This is a genomic window from Halocatena halophila, from assembly GCA_027563145.1.
Classification (GTDB): domain Archaea; phylum Halobacteriota; class Halobacteria; order Halobacteriales; family Haloarculaceae; genus Halocatena; species Halocatena halophila.
Genome location: CP071306.1, coordinates 937252 through 960476 on the forward strand (window position 1 = coordinate 937252; position 23225 = coordinate 960476).

Here is a 23225-nt window from a genome sequence, read left to right on the forward strand (position 1 = left end):
TGTGTGTTCATGATGCTCGAACGTGATATCAAAACAGTACGTGTCCGAATAGCGAGCAAAAGGGCTATCACTCAGGGGGGCCGATTTCTACTAACCGCGTAGTACCATGAATGAAGTCCAACTGGAGGTGGCAAAGGCGTACCCGAACGATTCGGGGCGTGGGATCGCTCGTCTCGACCCGGACACCCTGCTTCATCTGAAGTTGAGTCCGGGCGATATCATCGAAATAGAGGGAAGCGAAACGACCGCCGCCAAAGTGTGGCGAGCAGACCGACAGGACTGGAACACTGACACCGTCCGCATCGACGGATTCACTCGTCAAAACGCCGATGTCGGAATCGGCGAGCGGGTTAAAATCCGCAAGGCGGATGCGAAAAAGGCAGAACAGCTCGTGCTCGCCCCGCCGGAAGAGGCAAGCGTGCAGTTCGGAAGCGATGCTGCGGGGATGGTCAAACGCCAGATCATGAAACGGCCCGTTGCCCAGCGCGACATCGTTCCAGTGATGTCGAGCACGAACCATCCCTTCATGCGATCACCAGGACAGGCGATTCCGCTGATCGCCGTCGAAACCGAGCCCGACGGGGTGGTGCTCATCACAGAAGATACTGACGTTGAGCTGCGAGAGGAGCCGATTTCTGGGTTCGAGAGCCGCGGTGCTGGAATCACCTACGAGGACATTGGTGGGCTCCAAAGCGAAATCCAGCGCGTTCGGGAAATGGTCGAGCTCCCGATGAAACACCCCCAGATTTTCAAAAAGCTCGGCATCGAGCCGCCACAGGGGGTGTTGCTCCACGGTCCGCCCGGTACCGGCAAGACCCTGCTCGCAAAGGCCGTTGCCAACGAGACCAGCGCGAGTTTCTTCTCCATTGCTGGCCCCGAAATCATCTCGAAATACTACGGCGAATCCGAACAGCAGCTCCGCGAGATCTTCGAAGACGCGAGCGAAGAATCCCCAGCGATCATCTTCATCGACGAGTTGGATTCGATCGCGCCCAAACGCGAGGACGTAACCGGCGAAGTCGAACGGCGGGTGGTCGCACAGTTGCTCACCATGATGGACGGGCTCGAATCCCGTGGGCAGGTGATCGTCATCGGTGCGACCAACCGGGTGGACAGCGTCGATCCCGCGCTTCGTCGGCCGGGACGGTTCGACCGTGAGATCGAGATTGGCGTCCCGGACGAATCGGGTCGCGAAGAGATCTTACAGATCCACACGCGTGGCATGCCGCTCTCGGATGACGTGAATCTCGGCACGCTCGCCGATGAGACACATGGATTCGTCGGTGCTGACATCGAGTCGCTCACGAAAGAGGCGGCAATGAAGGCGCTGCGCCGCTATCTCCCCGAGATCGATCTGGACGAGGAGGACATCCCACCCAGCCTGATCGATCGAATGATCATCAAACGCGGTGATTTCCAGGGTGCGCTCAACGAGGTCGATCCTTCGGCCATGCGTGAGGTGCTCGTTGAACTCCCCAAGGTGACCTGGGACGATGTCGGTGGACTCAGCGATCCCAAAGGCCAGGTTCAGGAGTCGATCGAGTGGCCCATGAACAGCCCCGAACGGTTCGAGCGCCTGGGCATTACGCCACCGTCGGGCGTGTTGCTCTATGGCCCGCCGGGCACTGGCAAGACGCTGATGGCAAAGGCCGTCGCCAACGAGACGAACGCCAACTTCATCAGCGTCCGCGGGCCCCAGCTCCTCTCGAAATGGGTCGGCGAGTCCGAAAAAGCGATCCGCCAGACGTTCCGGAAGGCACGGCAGGTCGCTCCGACCGTGATTTTCTTCGATGAGCTCGACAGCCTCGCACCAAATCGTGGTGGGGATGTGGGCACGAACGTCTCCGAACGGGTCGTTAACCAGCTGTTGACTGAGCTCGATGGCCTCGAGGAGATGGAGGAGGTGATGGTCATCGGTGCAACCAACCGCCCGGACATGATCGACCCAGCGCTGATTCGGTCCGGCCGATTCGACCGGCTGGTCTACATCGGCGAGCCAGAGCTTGATGGGCGCAAGCAGATCTTCGAGATCCACACGGAGAAAACGCCACTCGCCCCCGATGTGAGTCTGCGAGAGCTCGCAGAGCTCACCAGCGGCTACGTCGGCAGTGATATCGAAAGCATCTGCCGTGAGTCGGCGATCGAAGCGTTGCGCGACGATAAGAAGGCTGATGAGGTCGAGATGCGCCACTTCCGCAAGGCGATGGAGGCGGTTCGTCCGACGATCACCGACGACATTCGTGGTTACTACGAACAGATCGAGGATCGGTTCCGCGGCGGCCAGGACATGCTCGAACAGCAGTCCGAACGGATTGGCTTCCAGTAGGCGTTCTTGTTCTGGTGTGCGCCACGTGGTGTGGCCCACCACACGGCGATTGTGACGCCACGCTTTTCACTCGCAATCGGTTTCGTCGTCACACTTTCAGTATGTTCGATACTGTTGACAGTAGCGTGGCGAGTGACCACGTTCGTCGAATCACGACGACAACCAGCGGCCAGTCATCTCGGGGGGGACAATGAAGCCTGGATATCTATTCGGGATCGAGGATTCGGACTGGTACGTTCGGCTGTTGTTCGGGTGTACGATGGCGATCATGGTCGGGCTGGGTGGGTTCGGACTCGCCTATCCGGGTCGGATGAGTCGAGCGCTCACAACAGGGAAGGCCTGGGTGCTCACCAACTTTGGCTGGTGGTTCATCCTCCTCGGATTCGTGTTGCTGGTCGCAGTCGTGGCCTTCGTCATCTCACCGTATGGCACCATTCGGATCGGCGGACCCGAAACAACGCCGGAATTCAGTCGGTTCGCCTGGCTTTCGATGGTGTTCACCGTTGGATTCGGTGCGTCAATTCTGATCTGGGGTGTCTCCGAGCCCATTTCAATCGTTCAGTCACCACCGCCGTCGCCGATGCCGGTACACGGTGCCTCCCGGGAGTCGATGGCGCTCGCGTTCATGTTCATCCATGAGGTGTTTCCCGGGCTGGCAATGTGGTATCTCCCGGTGGCGATCGCCTTTGGCATCACCGTGTACACCCGTGGTGTGGCGGAGTATCGAATCAGCTCGTTGTTCGATGGTGCGCTCATGGGTCGATCACTGCCCGCCTGGTTCGGATCAGTCCGACCCACCACCGAGTGGTGTATCGACGCCGCGGCAGTGATTGCCACGATCGGTGGGATTGCGACCACGCTCGGATTCAGCGCACAGACGATGGCCGCCATTCTCGGTCGTGTGTTCGGTACAGGGTCCACACTGATTACGTACGCTGTGTTCGGGCTCATTGCGCTGGTGTTTCTCTTCGACGTGTGGCTCGGACTCCGATCGGGGATCCGCAACGCCGCACGGGCCACCATGGTGTTAATCGGGATTTCCATGGCCGTTCTCGTGGCCGTTGGCCCCCGAACGTTCATGATCGAGCTCGGGCTGGATGCGACCGGCGTCTGGCTCAGCGATCTGTTCCGGCTCACGCTGTACACCGCCCCAACCAGTGGTGGGAACTGGGCGGCGAACTGGACCGGTTTCTGGTGGGCCTGGTGGGCGGCCTGGAGCATTTTCGTCGGGAGCTTCGTTGCCCGCGTCTCGAAGGGGCGGACGATACGCGAGATGTTTATCGTTCTTGTCGTCGCGCCGACGGTGCTCACCTGGATACAGCACTCGCTCATTGGCGGCTGGGTACTCGCACCGGGCTATCAGGAGCCCATTGCGCAGGCGATGGCCGAGTCCGGCAAACCGGCGGCGATCGCCGAGGCACTCTCGATCACGCCCATGGGCACCGTGCTTGCGGTTCTTTTCGTGCTGGTGATTGCGGGCTACATCATCACCTCGCTCGATTCGGCCGTGTTCATGATTGCGGCCATCACGCTCGGAACTGAGGATCCCAACCCACGGAATCGGGCGTGGTGGGGGCTGTTGCTCGCAGTGTTCGGAGCGATGTCGTTGCAGCTCTCGAAATTCAGCGCGATCGAGTCGCTCTCGGTGATCATGGCGCTGCCGTTCTCCGTGCTGGTGCTCGTCATGGTGTATGCGAGCTACGTCGAAGCACGGACGTACCGAGAAGGAACAGACCGCTCGGGCTCGTGAGTGGTTAATTCAGATCGTTGATAAAGCCAAAGCCAGTGGTGTTGAGCTCTCCGATGCCTGCATCGTAGGCCAGTTTGATCAGTCGGTGGTGCTCTGGCGTTCGACAGTCATAGTGCAGCTCCAGGTTGTCCCGATCGTCTGTGCTACGCATCCTTGTAGTGTATCGGAATTGCGACCTCCTTTTGCGGTTCGTAATCGGTGAAATACGGTCCTCAGGAAGTTCCTGAAACTCTCCTGGGGGTCTCTCCCCGTATTGCCCTGACTCTATGAAGGCACAGTAGGACACTATCACAACATCCACGACACTGTAGCGGTAGAAAAAACAGGCAAGCCCGTCCGGGTGTGGACACACCCACAAGAACTGTCCCCTGAAAAGACCCACCCGACCTGGTCACTACCCCGTTCTCAGAACGGCGATGATTTTTCTGGTCGTTCCGTTCTGAGCTGACCCTCCGGATCCCATCCACTGAGGATGTTTTCAGTTGTGTACTGTTCGGCCTGCGCTTCGCTCAGTTGATGGGTCCAGTCGGCGCGCTGGTCGGGGGTATAGCCGGGGCCGTAGTTCTGGAATTCGCCGTAGAAGGCCGTCTCGGGATCCTGCTCATCGTTCCAGTGCTTCCAGCCGACCGGTTTGATGTGGTCGCCGAAGAACGTGTTCATGAACACCGTCTGGGAGTAGGGCCGCCAGGGACGACCCAGATAGTAGGAGTTGTCCGACCCCTCACCAGTCACCCGGCAATTCTTGAAAACGTATCCGAACTCCTTTTCTCGCTCCGTGGAGGCGGCCGTCACGTATCCGCTGTCGGTTTTACACCGTATGTGACAGTTCTCGAAGAGGCACGTCGCCCAGCCGAAGATGAAATCGACATCACCTTCGATGAAACACTCTCGATAATACTGGCGGCTGTCGTGGCCGTGGGTATACAGCGTGTCCTGGTTGCCCAGAAACAGACAGTTCTCGAAGGCCGCTCGGTCGCTGTCGATCCGGATGGCAACCGCCTGGGCGACGGGTTCAGAGCTGTTCTGGAAGGTGAGGTTCCGCGCCGTAAAATCATCCCCATTGACGAAGAAACTCGACGATCCAGTGGTGCCGATTTCCTCGCCATTTTCGTCCAGCGTATCCGCGTTGTCGTCGTAGGTTAATACCGTCCCCTGAGCGCTCTCGCCGATGAACGTCACGTTCGTCTTCTCGGTGGGCAATCGGAGCTTTTCCTTGTATCGACCGTTTTTGATGTACACGCGGGTTTCGTTCGACCGATTCGGAGGGATCGCATCGATGGCATCCTGGATCTTCTCGTAGTCACCACTGCCGTCCCTGGCGACAACCAGATTGTTGCCCCGAACCGGAGAGTTCCCTGCACCCGACGAATCGGAGGACTGAGCAGCCACCCGCTCAGTCGATGTTCGACCGAAGTAGCCCGCAATCGAGGCCACAATCCCTGTTCCAGCAAGTTTCATCACTCCACGACGTGTCGAATCAGCAACCATATATGACAACCCGAAATAAATCACAATGAATTATAAATTTATTTCTGTTTATCTAACATACTATAACTAGTAATATAGAGAGTGGTCTACAAGGAAAGGAATTTCTTGAAGGTAGCCCCCTAGAACTGTTAGGAGGGATTGATCCCCCACCGCGAGCTGATGAGCTCGGACGTTGAGATACCAATATGGGAATCTGAACACAGAAAGCGGATAATCTACATTCAGAAATATATAGATGGTTATTATATCAGTCTATTAAAAAATATCTATAGTTGAGAAGGGATCGCAGCGTTGTTCACGGTCGGTACTGCTATTCGAAGCTATGGCTACTGGAACGGTAACGCTCTACATCGCCACGAGCGTTGACGGATATATCGCTGATGCGGAGGGAAAGATTGAGTGGCTATCCGAGTTCTCATCCAGCGACGACCTGGGCTTTTCCGAGTTTTTCGAAACCGTCGATTGTCTCGTTGGGTTCAACGACGTACGAACAGGTTCTCGGCTTCGGTGAGTGGCCATATGGTGAGAAACCAACGTACGTGTTCACCAGTCAGGAACGCTCACCCGCAACAGACGCTGTAACGTTCGTAAACGATGCCGTCGCCCAGAAAACGGCTGCACTGAAAGAGCAGTTTGATCACATCTGACTCGTTGGCGGCGCATCCCTCACAGAGTCGTTTCTCAGCGAACACCAGGTCGATACGCTCCAACTGACACAGCTTCCAGTGCTCCTCGGTGATGGAATACCACTGTTTGCTGGGGGATACGACCGTCAGCGTCTGGAACTGAACGACACACAGAGTCACGAGGGGGGCGTTGTAGAACTGACGTACAGGGTTCCGTAGAATGCTGGAATACGGATGGTTGCAGTCGACAAAGGATTTCACTCTCAAGGTATCGGAACTCAGCTTATTGGAAGTGGTATTGAAACGTGTCTTGGCCGGAACGCTACAGTGCTATGTGCAATGGGCTGGAATACAAATGGTGCCGTCAAAATGAAGGTATAATGGAGTATTTCGATTTTTAGAAGATCATTGGATATAAAACACATTGGCTAAACAAACAATTCGACGAAGAGTATCGCTGTCCCTACTGTGGCAATCCTTCATGCACCTGCCCAGGTGTCCTATTCACCAGATATCGCTAACCGTTCACTCACAGGTTAGCCTGCTTCGAGCCACCACTGAAACTCATAACTGCCGATTCCTAACTTCTGAGAATCCGGGGTGGACTTACGATCGATCGAGCCCTCTAAACGCGTAATGCCGGATCGACTCCTCCTCGATCGACGAACGCTCCTCCAGACGATCGCTGTCACGGCTGGCGGTGGCCTCAGTGCTGGCTGTTCAACCAACGCCACCACCAACGACGAACAGCCATCATTCGATGGCTGGCTGGAAAACACAGACAACTACGACGGTGTGGTTGACAAAACGGACGCGAAATCGGTGGCCGTAGCTGTCGGTGCCGAGGGAATCAATGCTGGATTCGCGTTTGACCCACCTGCACTCAGGATTACCACGGGCACGACTGTACGGTGGGAGTGGACCGGCATCGGTGGAGCTCACAACGTGGTCGCAACCGATGGAGCGTTCAAAAGCAAACTCTCTGATTCAGCAACCATGACCTTCCAACACCGGTTCGAATCGTCCGGAACGTACAAATACGCCTGCAAACCCCACAGTTCACAGGGAATGAAAGGCGTGATTGTCGTACAATAGCGCGTCTGGACACCCAATTACAGCAATCCAGCCACAATGAGCAACAACACAGAGACGACACTGCCCGCGTAAAACAGTGGTCGCGCCGCCGTCGCAGCCTCGGCGACTGACTCGTCATCGGTCGCTGTCAGCTTCCGGTACCCAAACACTGCCAAATGAGCGAGCACCAGCCACAACACCACCATCGCGAGCACGAGGTGACCGCGTCCCGATCCCTGAAGCGTTTCGAAGGTGTAGAGCGTTCCCGCAAGATGGCCGCCACTGAACAACAATAGAAGAACGGAACCGATCGTGAGATATCGATATCGCCGTGTGATGATCGAAAGCGCCGCAGATCCGAACTGTTCGGATTTTGCTGCTGGAATGATAGCCCCGGCGATAAACACTGTCGCACCAGTCCACAGCGCAGCGACGATCGTGTGAACCGCCAATACCAATTCGAGAATCATTGATTCGCACCCGTGGGATGACAATATTTGATCAGTTGATCGGCAGTTCGGACGACTTCGAGATGATCAGTCTGCATCTTCAGTCAGCTATTTGTGTGATGGTAATAAGTACCCACTGAGCGTTCCCAGAATCTGGGTGAGAGACTCTGTGAGAGATGCGTTGGACACCGTGATGGATTCCCATGCTGAAACCCGGACAGAAGATCAACTACCGCAATGCGTAGTACCGAAATGGTCCTTCACCAGCACACCAACACTGAACCCCCAACAGCGCGAACGACCATGCATGGCAGAGAGCGATGCGACCGAACAGGTGTGGTTCGTCGAGCGAACCTACTCGGACGACGAGCAGAATCTGATCATCATTACCTATGCCACCCTCGACGGATCACACTATTTCCGAAAAGAACGCGCCCTGACATCGTTTACCGACAGCCGCGAGACGACCGCCGCTGTTGAGACGTCCACTGACAATCTCGGCCCTGTTGAAGATCCAGAACGCAGAAACCAGTACGCCGACGCCGCCTCGCGCACGAAGTCGAACTACGATCCTGATGAAATCGTCTGACGGAAATCATCCGTTTGGAGCCCAACAGTTCCTGCTGCCCAAATTCGAAAACGACCACGGACTCGAATTCCGCACGAAACATTCCGCCAGCTGATTCATCACCGACGAAGAGTGGACAGGGTGATCGGCGACCAATCTCCTCCGCACACAACGCAGTAGCCCACAACCGCAATCAAGACATAAAAATTTTCGAACATCATTGTTGATCCAGACAGCTCACAGAAATGTTGTCTCCAATGAATGAAATGCGAAACCACCAGAGACAGCCACACATCACCTATCAGAAACACCACACGACAGAGACAATCTACACTGAAAAACACGTACAGCGAACTGTTTGCGGACAGCATTGCTGATAGTATATGATTTAATATATTATCCCACATTGTTGAAGACTGCATCAGCTATGTGTTGAGATATTATTCCAGGAGATGTCAGTTGCATAGTTCTGATGTAAACCAACGTATGATGGGTAGCGAGTCAGCTAGGCGACAGCAATCCGGCAGTACAGCAATGGAGGGACCATGACGACGGCCGAGGTCCTGCAAGGACCGGATGATCGACTGTTCATTCACGTTCACACTGGCGATGTGACGCTCTTGACTGAGATCACGGATGACGAGTTCGAGCTCTTAGAACGGACGGTCGAACGTCCACACCCTCTCCGAAAGCGGCACCCCTACGACACATGATCAATGAATGCACGGAGTGTGGCAGCAGCCTCGTGAAGGAAACGCACGCAGACCACATCTGGATGTGTGCGGACTGTGGGAACATCATGCACGAATAATCGATCACGCCCACCCGTGACTGACGCCCCGGCTCTCCCGTGATGGCTGGTGGCCATCGACGCGTCGCGTATTTTTCGTCAGTTTGGTCGGTCTGACTCTGCAGACAGCGTCCCCTCCGCATCGAAGCGTTTCGCCCGAAGATAGCGGGCTCGCTGTCGATTTGCTGGGTCGCTAAACTCCGCTTCACGAATCTCATCGATGCGTCCATCAGCGACGGCAGCAACCAACGCTTCGAGCTGAGCCTTCTCGCTCGGCGTGAGCTCGACAGTGTAGCGTTCTGTGTCCTCACGCTCGATCTGGGTCCACTTCCGGGCTGCCGAAATGACGACCGAACAGGGCTCACGACACGGGAACGCACCCGCACCGTGTGGGGTGTCAATCTCCTCTCCATCGGCTGCATCCCACTCACGGCGCTTTAGACACTGCGAATCGACACAGCACGCCTCGGTGAGCCACTCGAGCTGCTCACCAGAGAGCTCATCTACCATCGCGTAGATCCCGCTCTGGCGGTCAGCTGCGTCCGCCCAATTGGTAACGTCAAGTTCGCCCTCGCGCTCGAGCGCCCAGTTCTGAATCGTCGCCGGATAGATGAAATCGATCGCTTCGACGAGCGACGCTCCCGTCAGCTCCGGAAACAACCAGCCAGTCGACAGCGTCGGTGCGGTTTTGAGCGGCCGATACCGTCCTTTGTCATCCGTCGTGGCGATCTCGCGGGCTTTGAGCGGATCCACAAATCGCTCCAGTTCTGCTGGATCGGCATCGCGGTCGTCCGAGTGACGCAGTCCATACCGTCGACCACCATCCACTACTGTCGCCGTGATTCTGAGCTGGCCCCACTCGCGAACGACGACGCCACTGGTCAGTGCGGAGTAGCGTTCCGGAACTGACCGTTCCTCTGCGTGCTCAACCCAGCGAAGAAACGCCTGCTCGGCCGTCGAACGCGAGCGTTGCGTCCAGTGAAACCAGTTGTCGACGAATGGATCACCAGCAGCCGTCTCACCGAGTGCCGACGCAGTGAGATCCGTGACCTGGCGTTCGGTCGTTTCGAACGTGTACAATCCGTCCGATTTCGACACTGAAAGGCCGTCATACGAAATCGAACGCTCCGCGACAGCAGCCACGAGCGCGGCCACAGGGTCGGATTCGCGGTCCATTACCACCACCCCGTCGAGAATCCGCTGCGATCGCTCTGTCGGTCCATACCACTGCTGCGACCGGCATGCCAAAAACGACGGCGATCAGCTCGGTCCTCACTCGGCATCGATCGTCGTCCCTCCAGTTCGTCGTTTGACCCGATCAATCGCCGCATCAACGTCGGCACCGGCGTCTGCGGCCCGCTCGAGAATCACGTCGGCAAGCAGCGGCTCCGTGCCAACTGCTCCAGAGTACCAGATCTTGGTGCCATCGACCATCCCCGGCACCGGATACGATCCCGGTTCATCGAGGGCGAGTCCCATATCCGCCGGAATGTCTTCCTGGGTGTGATAGCCATCGGCGACAAAGAGCGGAACGACAACCACGTCGTCACTCTCGAACAGCGCAGCCACGTCGTCCACCTCGGGCGACTCATCCATGAACATCGCTTTTACCTCGGCGAAATCGTACGCCTCGCGTATGCGATCGGCGTGATACTCGATCGCCTTTGCGCTGTTTTCGTTGCGTTCGGTACCGTGTCCGACGACCGCCAGCCCGACACCAGGCCCAACGTCTGGATTGTCTGTGATGCTGCGTGCACGCTGGACGATCACGTCAGTCATCGAATCATGCGTTCCAACCGGCCCACAGTACCGTACGGTTGCGCCGGTGTCTGCGGCCGTATACGTCGCGTGATCGGCACTGGTCCCATCCGACTCCCAGTCGGCCACGTCCCAGTCCTGAAGCCGGAGTTCACGTGGAATCACCTGTTCGGTAAAGTATCCCTCGCTGATAAACATCGGAACGACGTACACCGTCTCAGCACCGACGATGCGCAACACTTCCCGGAACGACGGCTCCTCTTTCCAGAACGCCTCACGAACCGTCTCGAACGCATCTGCCTCGCGGATCGTATCAGCATGTGAGAACGTCGGTGTGCTCGAATCCGGATTGAGATGTGAGCCGTGAGCGACGATCACGAGCGCCTCGTCGGTCTGCTGGGACATAGCTGCCAGTTGGGCGACCAGCAGTTAATCGGCTTCGTTCTCGACGCTGTCACACACGTCCGAATCTTTCAAACCCATGCCGATGGTAGCGGTGGCTAATGACCATCCGCGTTTCGAACACGCTGACAGGTGAGCGCGAGCCGTTCGAACCAGGCGACGATACGGTCTTGCTGTACGTCTGTGGGCTCACCACCTCCGATCCACCGCACCTCGGCCATGCGCGGCTCTGGGTACACGCCGACGTGGTCGACCGGTGGCTCTCCTATCGCGGCTACGACGTGCGTCATGTCGAGAACTTCACCGACGTGAATGAGAAAATTGTCGCCCGCGCGGGTGAGGACGACCTTGGAGACTCCGAGGCTGCCGTTGCGCGATCGTACACGAAACGAACGATCGACGACATGCGAGCACTCAATCTGAAGCGCGCGACCGTCTACCCGCGGGTGAGCGAACACGTTCCCGAGATCGTCGAGCTGATCGAGACGCTCATCGATCGAGGATACGCCTACGAATCGAACGGGTCGGTGTATTTCGATACGACCGCGTTCGACGCGTATGGTGACCTTTCGAACCAGTCGATCGATGCGCTCACCGCACAGGGCCCCGAAACCGAACTGGCCGAAAAGCGTGCACCGACCGACTTTGCCCTCTGGAAGGCCGGCGGCGTCACGCCAGAATCAGTCGAAGCGCATCGCCATGACGGGGCACTCTCCCCAGAAGCGGCCGCCGAGACGAGCCAGACGTTCTCTGCGCCGTGGAGTGACGGTCGGCCTGGCTGGCACATCGAATGCTCCGCGATGGCGATGGCACATCTGGATGCGACGATCGATATCCACATGGGCGGCCAGGATCTCGTCTTTCCGCATCACGAAAACGAAATCGCCCAGAGCGAGGCGGCCACGGGCGAGCAGTTCGCCCGCTACTGGCTCCACGTTAGACTACTCGACACCGGCGAAGAGAAGATGAGCTCGAGTCTGGGTAACTTCTCGACAGTGAAATCTGCGATCGAAGCCGTCGGTGTGAACGCGGTGCGCACGTTTTTGCTCTCGGCGTCGTACACCAGCCGACAAACGTTCTCTGAGGATGCCCTCCACGAAGCAACCGAGCGATGGGATCGACTCGAACGCGCCTATGAGACAGCACTCGCGGCGATCGATGGTCCGGATGCCATGGCGACAGTTACCGACGAGCCGTTCAGAGCGAGTATCGACGACACGAAGTTGGCGTTTGAGGATGCGATGGACGATGACTTCAACACGCGAGAAGCGATCGCTGCGCTGCTCGATCTCACTACGGCGGTCCATCGCCATCTCGATTCCGACACGTATGATTACGTCGCCCTCAGACGAGCACTCTCGATATTCGAATCGCTCGGCGGTGACGTGCTCGGCCTTGCGTTCGCCGACGAACAATCGGATGGAACCGTCGAAATCGCTGGTGAGGCAATCGAGCTCGTGCTCGAACTCCGCGAGCAAGAACGGGCGGCTGGAAACTACGAGCGGGCCGACGACCTCCGAGATGCGCTCGTAGAACTCGGCGTTGAAATCGAAGACACAGACGATGGGCCAGAATACCGGCTGTCTGCGCCACACACCTGAATCGATCGGACCGCGACGGACCACAAGTTTTTACCTCGATGGTACGCATCGCTCAGACGCACAATCGGCAGGGATGATACGAGCTTCCATCGAATGAACATCACACGACCAGTGTGTGCCGGTGAGCCGATCATTCCACACCAGTAGTCATCCATGATACCCAGTTTATCGACGTCGAAACGCGCGTTGCTCGCCGGCATCGTCCTCATCGGATTGGTGTCAGCAACAGGCTGTCTCGAAGGACTAACCAATGAGGAAGTCACTGCGACGGCCGATCCAGCAGCCGTGAACAACGATGCGCTCGCGAGCACCAGTTACGAACTAACGCGTAATGATTCGCCGACGATCGAACGGTCGGTTAGCGTTCTCGGCATGAATCGAACGTTCAAAGCAACGAGTCACATCCGCGAATACGAGCGCAACACCGACATTGGACCAGAGGTGACGATCACCAGATTGGTCGTGATTGCAACACCGAAAAAGTCGGTGGCCGGCCAGTCTGTCAATCCGCTCGGCGAAATGTCGAACAGCGAGCTGATTGAACGGTTCCTTAATACGTACAACGGCGTGCAAAACGTCGAATCGGTCGACAACCGCTCCGTTGCGATGTTAGACAACGAGCGGACCGTCGAACGGTTCCGCGCCGAGGCACAGATCATCCAGGGTATCTCGATCACGGTGAATATCCACATCACGACGTTCGAACACGAGGGCGATTACATCACAGTGATCGGTGCCCACCCCGAACAGCTCGACGAAGAGGGGAACATCGACGGGCTCATGGGTGGACTGAAACATCCGGCCTAGCCATTGACCAAAAGCGGCACTAACAACACTCCCATCAAATGGGCCCGTTTGACGTGAAATCGACCGGGAACGAGCCCAATGATGGCGCTCACAAGGAAGATCACCACGCCGACGCCGCCAGTTAGTATCAGCGTGAGAAGACACAATACGAACAGGACCACGAGTGTGAGTAGCGTCTGCTCGATCGAGCCAATTACGTCGAGATACGCCGGTCCAACCGTCACCACCGCCACGAATCCGAACGCTGCACCGATCCCAATTGTACACGCGAGCAGTCCGAGCTGTATCGGGGCGTTCGTGCGCCCCAGTGCAACGAGGACACCAGTCCGTGGCTCCCCGAGCGCCACGAGCGCAAACAGAGCGAAGATACAGTTAGCAGTATTGACGCCGCTCGTGGTGACGATAAACCCCCGACTGCCGTATCGCCGCGGAACGGCAACGAGCGCGAGCGTGGCGGCGACGGCGCTAGAGACACCGGGAACGTAGCCAACGACAGCACCACAGAGCGAGCCGATGATGCCGAATCCACCGACTGCGCGTGGGGAGAGTGAGATTTCTGCCTGCTGTTGGGGACCATAGCCGTGGCCACCCAGCGATTCGAGTAGCACTGGTGCGCCAAACAGCCCGGCGAACAGCGGCATAAGCACGCCCCCAACCGAGACAATGCCTGTTGGATCCAGTGGAAGGACCAACAGCCCCAGCCCGCCGCTGGACACAACAGAGAGCAGCCCGCCGGCCGTTCCGAAGGGCATGGATTCTGTGGCGAGCAACGCCAGAATGATGAGTGCAAATGCGAATCGCCGGTTACTCTCGAAGACTGGCAACACGGAACTTACGAGCCATGTGAGTGGCACTGCCAGCACTGCTGCGACCGCTACTGCGCTTGCTGATCCGAGCGCAGAGAGCAACAGTGCCTCTTTGCCCCGTCCGGCGAGCACGAGTCGATGGCCGGGGAGCGCGGTGGCGGCCATCGACGGATCAGGAACGCCAAGTGCAAGCGCGGGCGCAATGTCGAGAAACGTGTGAACCACACCGGTTGCGAGAACTGCTGCCCCGACACACACCGGTGGCCCCGGAAGATCTGGTGCGATTCCGGCGAGCACAAACGCGATCGTGTTCGCGTGAATGCCCGGAATGAGACCGCTGAGACAGCCACCAAGACAGCCCGCCAGTACGTACGCAATCACTGTGAGTGTCTGCTCCGGTGCGAACACGACGGCCTGACTCACGACCATACGGGCCCTGGCCACGTTCTCAGTTCTAAACCTTCGGCTCTGCGGTGTGGGTCACGAAAAAGTGAGTTCTGTCTCGACGATGTTAGCCAAAGAGCTGACCGAGACCCTCACCGCTGGCCTCTTCTTCCTCGTCGTCATCGTCATCTGCGTCAGCGGCTTCTGCTTCGTCGTCATCGTCTGCATCCGCGGCGTCGCCTTCGTCGCTACCCGCTGCTGGGGCAGCGCCACCGGCGGGAACGGCTGCGGCCTGCTCGACGGCTTCTTCGATGTCAACGTCTTCGAGAGCGGCGATGAGGGCCTTGACGCGGGACTCCTCAACGTCGACGCCGGCGGCCTCAAGGACTGCCGTGACGTTCTCTTCGGTGATGTCTTCGTCGTCCGATTCGTTCAAGATGAGTGCAGCGTAAATGTATTCCATTGTGGTTTGTGTGTTGTTGTAGTGTTGTGTTCGATGGGCTATCCAAACATCGCGCCGAGACCCTCGGCACCGTCCTCCTCATCATCGTCGTCCGTATCGTCCTCTGCGTCGGCGCTAGCATCGTCGTCGCTAGCGTCGTCGGAATCTGACGATGAATCAGATTCTGTGCTCGGAGCTGGCTCAACGCCACGAAGCTCCTCGGGGAGTGCCTCCTCGTCGTCAATCACGGCCGCGAGCGCACGCAGCTGTGCATCTGCCTTGGCGACGAGATCGTCAGCAATGGCCGGGCTCTCGATCGCGGCGAACAGTCCGAGGCTGCGTGCCTCGTTGCTGGCCTTCGAAACCAGCGCGTCCGCGGTCTGGGCGGTCGGATGCCCAGCGTTGATCGAGAGGTTGCGCCCGGCGGCGACGGCCGACTGTACGTCGGCGCGGTACTCCTCGACATCGATCGCCAGCTCGTCTGGCTCGAAGAACACGCCCTCCGAGTAGACACCACGAAGATCGAGACCAACCTCCTTTGGCTCAATGCCGAGTTCACTCAGCACGCCAGAAAGCTGTTGGCTCACTTCGTCGCCTTCATCGAGCACGTGAGAGTCTTCGAGCACCTTGATCGAGCCCCCATCGATGCGAGCGTTCGCACCGACCTGCTGGAGCTCGCCGACGAACGGACCGGGATCGATGCCGGTGTCGCCCTCCGGAATGACGATATCGTTCGGCGTGACCTCGCCGGCATTGATCGGGGCCGGCGTCTTCGAGTCTTCGAGCTTTTTGTACAGCCCGAACGGATTGTCGTCAGTGGCGATGATGCCAACCTGACCGGCCACGAGATCGGACAGCTCATCGAAGCCACGATCACTGTTTGCGATCGCGCGTTCGATGAGCGTGTTCCGGCTCACTCTGAGCTCTGCTGAGCCGTGAAGATCGCGACGCATCGCCTGGAGCTGTTTGCTCGGAATGCCGGCAATGTTCACGATACCGACGCTCTGGTAGTCGTCGATGAGCGATCCGATCGACTCGACTTCCTCGCGTTTCCACTCCGGAATGACGTCAGTCGTGTGGTCGGGCTCTGCGGACATCTTAGGCCACCTCCATCGTTGGACCCATCGTCGTCTTTACGTAGATCGAATCGATGTTGAGTGGGCCCTTCTCCAGACTCGCCTCGAGTCGACGAATGATCACGTCGATGTTGTCGGCGATGTCCTCGGGCTCCATTGTGGCCGAGCCGACGAGCGTGTGGAACGTCCGTCGCTCACCACTGCGGAGCTGGACCGTGCTTTTCATCCGGTTTACAACCTCGACAACGTCGTCGTCGGGCTGCAGCGGCGTCGGCATCTTCCCGCGTGGACCGAGAACGGTCCCGAGGAATCGACCGATGTCCTGCATCATGCTCGCTTCTGCGACGAAAAAGTCCGTTTCGCCGGCGAGATCCTTTGCGGCGTCAGTGTCCTCACCCAGCTCCGACAGCGCATCACTGTCGAGTACTGAGTCAGCAACCTCTTCGGCACGCAGGGCGGTCTCGCCCTCTGCGAACACGACGATACGAGTCTCCTGGCCCGTTCCCCGCGGAAGGACGATTCCCTCATCGACACGGTTGTTTGGGTCGTTAAGATCTAGATCGCGAAGATTGATGGCAATGTCCACCGATTCGGTGAAGTTCCGTGGTGGCGCCTCCTCAATCGCGCGAGATACTGCATCCTCTATTTCCTGATTTGCCATTGTTCACCTCCGTAGTACGCCTGTGGCTCCTACGGCGTGAAACAGGATCGAAACCTGCCTCGTTTTTACACACTCCGATCACGGACTTAAGCACGTCGAAGTCTTGTGCAGTCAGAAGAACCAACAGAGCACACTCCCGTCAGAACAGGGTCGTTACGCGTTTTCGAACGTCTCGTCGTAGTCGCCGTCGTCGACACGCGCTTTGAACGTCCGCGCGTCATCACCATCGACGGTGACGCCAAGCGAGACGCACGTGCCAGCAACCTCCTTGGCTGCGTTTTTCGTGTCGTACGCCAACAGATCGGACTGCTTTTGCTTTGCGATCTGTGCGAGCTGATCGACCGAGATGTCGGCGACGAACTCCGCCTGTGGTCGGCCGCTGCCGGTCTCAAAGCCGAGTTCGTCCTTGATCAGCGCCGCCGTCGGGGGAACCCCCACGTCGATCTCGTAGCTGCCATCGTCTTCGTACTCGATGGACACCGGCACCTCCGTGCCGTCGAACGCTTCTGTTTGATCGTTGATATCATTGACGACCGCCTGCACGTCTACGGGTGTCGGACCAAGCTCGGGTCCGAGCGGTTGACCAGGCGTTGCCTGGCCACCAGGGACGAGTACCTCAATCGTTCCAGCCATATGCTGAATCACCCCCTTCGTGGGTTTAAGGGTTATTGTATCCCGTTGTGCGGGGCGCGGTCAAGCGGAGAAAACGGGGAGTACGCCGAAAAACTACGCGACAGCGACGCCCTGGCGTGTCAGCCAGTTGCTCGCCTCACGGATCTCGGTCGGACTACCGATGATACGGGTTTTCGTCTCCTCTTCGACGAACGAGAGGACGAACCGGCGGTTGAGCTCCTGTCGGAGCCCCGAAAGTGCTTCGGTCGGCAAGATGATCTGCGTGCTGTCGCGGAAGCTATCGATGTTTATCATTGGTCCGATCCGTTAGCGTTGATTGTGCCCTGTTGCATGCGGCGATTACTCGGTGCGATGTCACGGGAGGGTTCCATCACCGATGGGACGTTTCTTGACCCATCGTGGTATATCTTTCGGAGTCATTTCGGCCTAATCTTGTTGTGATTGGGGGTGTGTATTTTCTGCACCTGCGTTCGGTGATGACAGTGTTAAAATTTCACACGGTAAAAAAACTTCGAGTTGTGTATTGGTTCAGTGGTACAGTACGCTTCGCGTGCGATCAATAGCGTCGTTCCAGTTGGCGACAAGCGTCGTAACCGCGAGATCGCCGGTAACGTTGTTCATCGTCCGGAGTCGATCGAGTAGCGGATCGATTCCGGCAACCATCGCAATCGCAGACACCGGCAGCCCAACCTGCGAGAAGACGACGGTCATCATCACCAGACTCGCGCCTGGAACGCCAGCAGTGCCGATGCTTGCAAGGAGTGCCGTCAGGAGGATGCTGAGCTGTTGGGCGATGCTGAGATGAACACCGACAACGTTCGACGTGAAGATTGCAGCGATGCCGAGATACATGGCGGTGCCATCCATATTGATTGTTGCTCCCAGGGGGAGTGAAAAGCCATACACGGATTCTTCTACGCCGAGATTCTCATCCGCGTTCGACATCGTCACGGGGAGCGTCCCGGACGACGACCGAATGGAGAGTGCCGTCACCATCGCGTCGGTTACGCCGCGCACAAACGCGACCGGTGAAGAACCAACGAGAAGCCAGATGATTCCCACCAGATACACCAGCGTAATCTGGATGAGCACTGCAGCCAACAGGGTTCCTGCCAACGTGATGAGATCCAGAATCATCTGTGGACCGGTCTGTCCAAACAGTGCTGCCATGAGCGCGAACACACCGATAACGCCGTATTCCATCACCCCCCAGACGACTTTGAACATCACTTCAGCACCGGCCTCAACGATATCGAACAATGTCGAGATCCCAGAGGCTACCGATGACTCCGGGTCCGTCTCCTCACGAACGGCGCTCATCCCGATGCCAAAGATCAACGAGAACGAGATTATCCCAAGCATGTTCCCCTCGGCCATTGCGTGGATCGGATTCTCGGGGATGATTCCGAGCAACACCTCACTCAGTGGGGGCGCAGACTCTGGGGAGATATCGCCATTAGTGAGTGTCACACCCATCCCAGGATCAAAGACGTTGCTTACCACCAGTCCGACACCGATCGCGATTGCGGTGGTGAGTAAATACACGATGACGACCTGTCCACCAATCTTTCCGAGATTGGACGGCGTCAGTGTCCGGGCAGCCATAATCAGCGTGAAGACGACGATCGGCACGATAATCATCTTCAACAGGCGGACAAACAGATCACCCAGCGGCTGAAGTGCCGTCGCTCGCTCACCGAACACGAGACCTACAATCGAGCCCAGAACGAACGCGATTGCAATTCGGTAAACGATTGGAATAGATCGATATCGACGATACAGATCACCAGCACTCGTTACCATGACACGCCGATGTCATTCGTGGCCATATTTAACCCTACGGAGTTCTGGATCCCTGAATAATAGGGCCAGTGAACCAATAAAAATGATTGATTAGGCAATTTTCATCATTGAGTATTTATTATGGCTGTGATTCCCGGGACGGGACCGCCAACGAACACTTTTTTCGCCACCGATCTCGGAGGGCAATTCAATGGGTCTTGAGGAGGAGATCGAGGCGATCGAGGAAGAAATAGCCAATACTCCGTACAATAAGTCTACTGAGGCCCACATTGGCCGTTTGAAGGCGAAGTTGGCACAGAAAAAAGAGACGCTCGAAGCACGTGGGTCCGGTGGTGGCGGCGAGGGCTACGCAGTCGAGAAAACCGGCGACGCAACCGTCGCGCTCGTTGGCTTTCCGAGCGTTGGGAAATCGACACTGTTGAATGCACTCACGAACGCAGAGTCCGAAATCGGGGCCTACGAGTTTACCACTCTGAACGTCCATCCCGGCATGCTCGAGCACAACGGCGCGAATATCCAGCTGCTCGACGTTCCGGGGCTAATTGAAGGAGCCGCAGGGGGCCGAGGCGGCGGCAAAGAGGTCCTTTCGGTTGTCCGGACCGCTGATCTGGTGCTGTTCGTGCTATCGGTGTTCGAGATCGATCAGTACGCTCGGCTCCGCGAGGAGTTGTATGCAAACAAGATCCGTCTCGACACCACGCCGGCTAATATGTCGATCACGAAAAAGCACAAGGGTGGAATCAACGTCACGACGAGCGGCGACGTGGGACTCGAAGACGAGACGATCGCGGAAGTGCTCCGCGAACACGGCTACGTCAACGCCGACGTAACGCTGCGCGAGGAGATCACGGTTGATGAGCTTGTGGACGGTCTGATGGACAACCGCATCTATCTCCCGTCGATCGTCGCGGCGAACAAGGCCGATCTCATCGATCCCGACTATCTCGAAACCGTCAACGAAGGGCTCCGGAAACACGATCTCGATCCCGAAGAGGTGATTTTCATCAGCGCAGAAGAACAGAAGGGACTCGATGGGCTCAAAGAGACGATTTATGAGACGATCGGATTGATTCGCGTATACATGGACAAACCCGGTCGTGGTGTGGATTATGATGAGCCACTCGTGCTTCGCGAGGGCCAGACTGTTGAGGACGCCTGTCGAAAGATCGGCGGCGACTTTCTCGATCGATTTCGATTCGCGCGCGTGTCGGGACCGAGCGCGAAACACGACGACCAGCAGGTTGGTCTCGATCACGGGTTGAAAGACGAAGACGTTCTCCGGTTGATCGTTCGGCGATGAACTGCTGGCGGCGGTTTGGATTGCTCTGTCTGCTGGGGTTCGTTCCGTGGGTGGTGTTGAGCGCACCCGGTGGGACAACCTACGTGTTTCCATTCGGGTTGCTCGATGGCTCCTCCGGACGGTTCCTGGTGCTCACGACGTATCTCGGAGCACTCGGTGGTACAGTGCCCGCGTTCGCGCGGTCGCTTGCGATCGGTGCGGGCTGTTTTCTGCTGGCGCTCGTGAGTGCGTTCGCCGGCTGTCTGGGATTTTCGACCGATCAGCTTACTGGCGGCCTGCTCGTGCTCGCTGCGCTCTCACAGATCGGCCTGCTCGTCGGCGTTGGTGGGCGATTCCACGCAACGGCCATTCCAGTTGGTGTGTTGCTGGTTGGTTTCGGTGGTATTGTGGTGTTTCGGGGGGCTACTCGGTCGGGGGGGTAAGATGATGGATCGTTCGGAACTGGCTCGATTGCAGCAACAGGGACGAGTATGACAGTCCACAAATGGCGGCCTCCCATGGACCAACCACAGCTGCAGACACCCCGTCATTTGTTTCACAAATAATGATACTACACATCATAATCATCCGAGTTAAGACCAATAACTAATCAAATTAATTCAATTACATTTAAATAAACTATAATTCATTGTTATGTTGTGTCTGGCAATAATTGTCGGAAGGGCGGAGCTGAGAACGGAGCAGACGAGCTGTCGATTCCTCGGAGAACGGTGTTACAAACGCTGGGCGCGGGCGTCGTAGGCACGGGTCTGGTACCACTCGGAGCCGGCCAATCCACACAGGCATGTGCTGTCGGGCCGTTCAAGGGAACCTACACCGGCACAACGGTCACGCTGTCTGAGCTTTCTGGTGCACAACCCCGGACGAAATCGTCCGAACCAACGCCAAGCACCCGACCACTGCACCCTACTGGTGTCCAAACGGCGACCGCTCGGGGGCTTGGTCCATCCGACAGCGCCCAGCAACTCCACGGACGCCACTGGTGGGACGACGACGCCAACCTGGAAATTCACACTGATTACGACGGCGTCAACGCCGAAGAGACGCGTGGCGGGGTGCCATCCGACTCACAGATCGCCACCGGACTGTCCGAACACGTCCACGCGCTGAACCGGCAGATCGCAGTCTTCGATAAGGATTCGGGCGAACGAATCGTCCAGGTGCCACTGGAAACCCTCTGGGAGGAGGTAATCCCAGAACCGGATGACGGCTTCGTGTATGGCTATCCGTTCGTGTTCGACCCGCGGGCGCGCTACGACCGGCGACGCCACCGCTACGTGCTCGCTGCCGTCCAATACCAACCTGGAATCACGGAAGATGGTGGAATTATCGACCGAGAGCAACTCGAAGAACAGGCAGAAGAAGACGAGGAAGAATCGATCGGACCCCTGGCGAGACCGCCAAAGGGGTATTTCGTGGTCGCTGCCTCCGCCACACCGGATCCGACCGGCCGCTGGCACGTCTACCGAGTACCACCGGAAGACACGAACGGACTGGACAATCTCGGACTGGTGGATTACCCAACGCTAGGGCTAGACCGGGATGCAATTTATCTCACACAGAACTTCTTCCCGGGGGACGCGAGCGGCATCCGGGTCTCGCTGGTCGCACTGAACAAAGAACAGCTCTACCGGGGGAAACCAGCATCCGGACAGCACTTCGACGAACTGAGCCACCCAAACAGCGACGCGCTGGATTTCACCGTGCAGCCGGCGTTCCAGCCATACAGCGGTGGCCGCCACGGAACGTACTACCTTATCAACAACCGATTCCCCACGACAGAACAAGCCGCCCCGGCGAACCAGCTCACGCTCTGGAAACTGACCGACCCGCTCGGTTCCCCGTCACTTCGCTGTTTCAGCGTGGACGTTCCAGCATACACCACCCCACCAGCAGCCCGACAACCCGGATCTGAGCGGCGTGTCGATTCCGTTGGTCGGCGACTGATGAACGCAGACTACAACCCACTCACGAATAGCCTGTGGACCGCCCATGCGACAGCAACCGACTGGAACGACGACGGCACCGCAGTCGCGGCGATCCGCTGGTACGAGATCGATGTCGAATCGAACAGCGTCCGCCAGACCGGCCTGTTTGGCACACCGGATCAGTCGTTCTTTATGCCGACGATCGGCACGCATGGACTATCCACAATGGTCGTCTACAACGTCTCCGGACCCGAAACGTACCCACGAATGGACGTCGCCGGACGGAAACGCTGGACGCCGGAGAACCAGCTGGCCGATTCGGTCACCATTCAGAACGGCAGCACACCATACGACTACGGTGGAGAAGGCGCGATGCGATGGGGCGATTACAACGGAATTTCGGTGGATCCGATTTCGGGGAAATTCTGGACCGTCAGCCAGTACTCCCCCGACGTGGACATCCCACCCGAAAACGAAGCGCGCGACCCGTACCATACGCGGATTGCCAACGTTTCATTCGAGAACTGACGGTAACGAAATCGAACGACAGCAA

At 57.7% G+C, this 23225-nt stretch carries 25 protein-coding genes; 13 read left to right on the top strand and 12 right to left on the bottom strand.

Annotated features, from left to right (window positions below; genetic code table 11):
- The first annotated feature begins 106 nt into the window (after positions 1–106).
- Positions 107–2326 (top strand): CDC48 family AAA ATPase, encoded by a 2220-nt coding sequence (locus JXQ78_RS05010; RefSeq protein ID WP_330632382.1) that lies wholly within the window; start codon positions 107–109, stop codon positions 2324–2326.
- Positions 2327–2516: 190 nt separating this feature from the next.
- Positions 2517–4076, top strand: a complete 1560-nt coding sequence (locus tag JXQ78_RS05015; RefSeq protein WP_330632383.1) for a BCCT family transporter — start codon at positions 2517–2519, stop codon at positions 4074–4076.
- Between the two features lie 4 nt (positions 4077–4080).
- Here JXQ78_RS05015 and JXQ78_RS05020 read toward each other — a convergent pair whose 3' ends face one another.
- Both JXQ78_RS05020 and JXQ78_RS05025 read right to left on the bottom strand, forming a co-directional pair.
- Complete coding sequence (locus JXQ78_RS05020) at positions 4081–4227, bottom strand: CRISPR-associated endoribonuclease Cas6 (protein WP_330632384.1); 147 nt, start codon at positions 4225–4227, stop codon at positions 4081–4083.
- A gap of 254 nt (positions 4228–4481) precedes the next feature.
- Positions 4482–5534, bottom strand: coding sequence for a pectinesterase family protein (locus JXQ78_RS05025; RefSeq protein WP_330632385.1), 1053 nt, complete (start codon positions 5532–5534; stop codon positions 4482–4484).
- A 352-nt stretch (positions 5535–5886) separates the two neighbouring features.
- On the opposite strand from JXQ78_RS05025, the gene JXQ78_RS05030 reads away from it, so the two are divergent.
- The 4 genes from JXQ78_RS05030 to JXQ78_RS05035 all read left to right on the top strand — a co-directional run bounded on the left by JXQ78_RS05030 (position 5887) and on the right by JXQ78_RS05035 (position 7285).
- Positions 5887–6075, top strand: coding sequence for a hypothetical protein (locus tag JXQ78_RS05030; RefSeq protein WP_330632386.1), 189 nt, complete (start codon positions 5887–5889; stop codon positions 6073–6075).
- Positions 6076–6274: 199 nt separating this feature from the next.
- A complete protein-coding gene (locus tag JXQ78_RS19015; RefSeq protein WP_407934057.1) occupies positions 6275–6409 on the top strand; it encodes a hypothetical protein in 135 nt (44 codons plus the stop codon).
- A gap of 15 nt (positions 6410–6424) precedes the next feature.
- The gene (locus JXQ78_RS19020; RefSeq protein WP_407934035.1) at positions 6425–6571 is read left to right on the top strand and encodes a hypothetical protein; all 147 of its coding nucleotides are present in this window, start codon (positions 6425–6427) and stop codon (positions 6569–6571) included.
- 255 nt (positions 6572–6826) lie between these two features.
- Entirely contained in the window at positions 6827–7285 is a 459-nt protein-coding gene (locus tag JXQ78_RS05035) for a halocyanin domain-containing protein (RefSeq protein WP_330632387.1), read from the top strand.
- A gap of 17 nt (positions 7286–7302) precedes the next feature.
- Here JXQ78_RS05035 and JXQ78_RS05040 read toward each other — a convergent pair whose 3' ends face one another.
- On the bottom strand, positions 7303–7734 hold the full coding sequence (locus tag JXQ78_RS05040) for a CopD family protein (RefSeq protein ID WP_330632388.1): 432 nt from the start codon (positions 7732–7734) through the stop codon (positions 7303–7305).
- Positions 7735–8020: 286 nt separating this feature from the next.
- On the opposite strand from JXQ78_RS05040, the gene JXQ78_RS05045 reads away from it, so the two are divergent.
- Both JXQ78_RS05045 and JXQ78_RS05050 read left to right on the top strand, forming a co-directional pair.
- The gene (locus tag JXQ78_RS05045; RefSeq protein ID WP_330632389.1) at positions 8021–8302 is read left to right on the top strand and encodes a hypothetical protein; all 282 of its coding nucleotides are present in this window, start codon (positions 8021–8023) and stop codon (positions 8300–8302) included.
- Between the two features lie 524 nt (positions 8303–8826).
- Positions 8827–8994, top strand: a complete 168-nt coding sequence (locus JXQ78_RS05050; protein WP_330632390.1) for a hypothetical protein — start codon at positions 8827–8829, stop codon at positions 8992–8994.
- A gap of 176 nt (positions 8995–9170) precedes the next feature.
- Here JXQ78_RS05050 and JXQ78_RS05055 read toward each other — a convergent pair whose 3' ends face one another.
- Together JXQ78_RS05055 and JXQ78_RS05060 are read right to left on the bottom strand one after the other, a co-directional pair.
- On the bottom strand, positions 9171–10247 hold the full coding sequence (locus JXQ78_RS05055; RefSeq protein ID WP_330632391.1) for a DR2241 family protein: 1077 nt from the start codon (positions 10245–10247) through the stop codon (positions 9171–9173).
- Between the two features lie 96 nt (positions 10248–10343).
- Positions 10344–11234 (bottom strand): CbiX/SirB N-terminal domain-containing protein, encoded by an 891-nt coding sequence (locus JXQ78_RS05060; RefSeq protein WP_330632392.1) that lies wholly within the window; start codon positions 11232–11234, stop codon positions 10344–10346.
- 98 nt (positions 11235–11332) lie between these two features.
- On the opposite strand from JXQ78_RS05060, the gene cysS reads away from it, so the two are divergent.
- Together cysS and JXQ78_RS05070 are read left to right on the top strand one after the other, a co-directional pair.
- Positions 11333–12832: a cysteine--tRNA ligase gene (cysS, locus tag JXQ78_RS05065; protein WP_330632393.1), complete on the top strand. Its 1500-nt coding sequence runs from the start codon at positions 11333–11335 to the stop codon at positions 12830–12832.
- A gap of 153 nt (positions 12833–12985) precedes the next feature.
- The gene (locus tag JXQ78_RS05070; protein ID WP_330632394.1) at positions 12986–13639 is read left to right on the top strand and encodes a DUF6517 family protein; all 654 of its coding nucleotides are present in this window, start codon (positions 12986–12988) and stop codon (positions 13637–13639) included.
- Here the strand turns inward: JXQ78_RS05070 and JXQ78_RS05075 are convergent.
- From JXQ78_RS05075 to JXQ78_RS05105, 7 genes are all read right to left on the bottom strand, one after another.
- Complete coding sequence (locus JXQ78_RS05075) at positions 13636–14874, bottom strand: tripartite tricarboxylate transporter permease (RefSeq protein ID WP_330632395.1); 1239 nt, start codon at positions 14872–14874, stop codon at positions 13636–13638. The two genes, JXQ78_RS05070 and JXQ78_RS05075, sit on opposite strands and share 4 nt — an antisense overlap.
- 82 nt (positions 14875–14956) lie before the next feature.
- Positions 14957–15292 (bottom strand): 50S ribosomal protein P1, encoded by a 336-nt coding sequence (rpl12p, locus tag JXQ78_RS05080; protein ID WP_330632396.1) that lies wholly within the window; start codon positions 15290–15292, stop codon positions 14957–14959.
- A gap of 38 nt (positions 15293–15330) precedes the next feature.
- Positions 15331–16368, bottom strand: coding sequence for a 50S ribosomal protein L10 (locus tag JXQ78_RS05085; protein ID WP_330632397.1), 1038 nt, complete (start codon positions 16366–16368; stop codon positions 15331–15333).
- Position 16369: 1 nt separating this feature from the next.
- Positions 16370–17008 carry a 50S ribosomal protein L1 gene (locus JXQ78_RS05090; protein WP_330632398.1) on the bottom strand — a complete coding sequence of 213 codons (639 nt, stop codon included), beginning with the start codon at positions 17006–17008 and terminating at the stop codon, positions 16370–16372.
- Between the two features lie 153 nt (positions 17009–17161).
- Positions 17162–17641: a 50S ribosomal protein L11 gene (locus JXQ78_RS05095; RefSeq protein WP_330632399.1), complete on the bottom strand. Its 480-nt coding sequence runs from the start codon at positions 17639–17641 to the stop codon at positions 17162–17164.
- A gap of 93 nt (positions 17642–17734) precedes the next feature.
- Positions 17735–17935: a VNG_1110C family protein gene (locus tag JXQ78_RS05100; RefSeq protein WP_330632400.1), complete on the bottom strand. Its 201-nt coding sequence runs from the start codon at positions 17933–17935 to the stop codon at positions 17735–17737.
- 234 nt (positions 17936–18169) lie between these two features.
- Positions 18170–19444 (bottom strand): dicarboxylate/amino acid:cation symporter, encoded by a 1275-nt coding sequence (locus JXQ78_RS05105; RefSeq protein WP_330632401.1) that lies wholly within the window; start codon positions 19442–19444, stop codon positions 18170–18172.
- 190 nt (positions 19445–19634) lie between these two features.
- Here JXQ78_RS05105 and JXQ78_RS05110 point away from each other — a divergent pair, with 190 nt between their 5' ends.
- The 3 genes from JXQ78_RS05110 to JXQ78_RS05120 all read left to right on the top strand — a co-directional run bounded on the left by JXQ78_RS05110 (position 19635) and on the right by JXQ78_RS05120 (position 23200).
- Positions 19635–20744: an OBG GTPase family GTP-binding protein gene (locus JXQ78_RS05110; RefSeq protein ID WP_330632402.1), complete on the top strand. Its 1110-nt coding sequence runs from the start codon at positions 19635–19637 to the stop codon at positions 20742–20744.
- Positions 20741–21166 carry a hypothetical protein gene (locus JXQ78_RS05115; RefSeq protein ID WP_330632403.1) on the top strand — a complete coding sequence of 142 codons (426 nt, stop codon included), beginning with the start codon at positions 20741–20743 and terminating at the stop codon, positions 21164–21166. The genes JXQ78_RS05110 and JXQ78_RS05115 overlap by 4 nt, the downstream gene beginning before the upstream one ends.
- A 216-nt stretch (positions 21167–21382) precedes the next feature.
- Positions 21383–23200 (top strand): hypothetical protein, encoded by a 1818-nt coding sequence (locus tag JXQ78_RS05120; protein ID WP_330632404.1) that lies wholly within the window; start codon positions 21383–21385, stop codon positions 23198–23200.
- Positions 23201–23225: the final 25 nt, after the last annotated feature.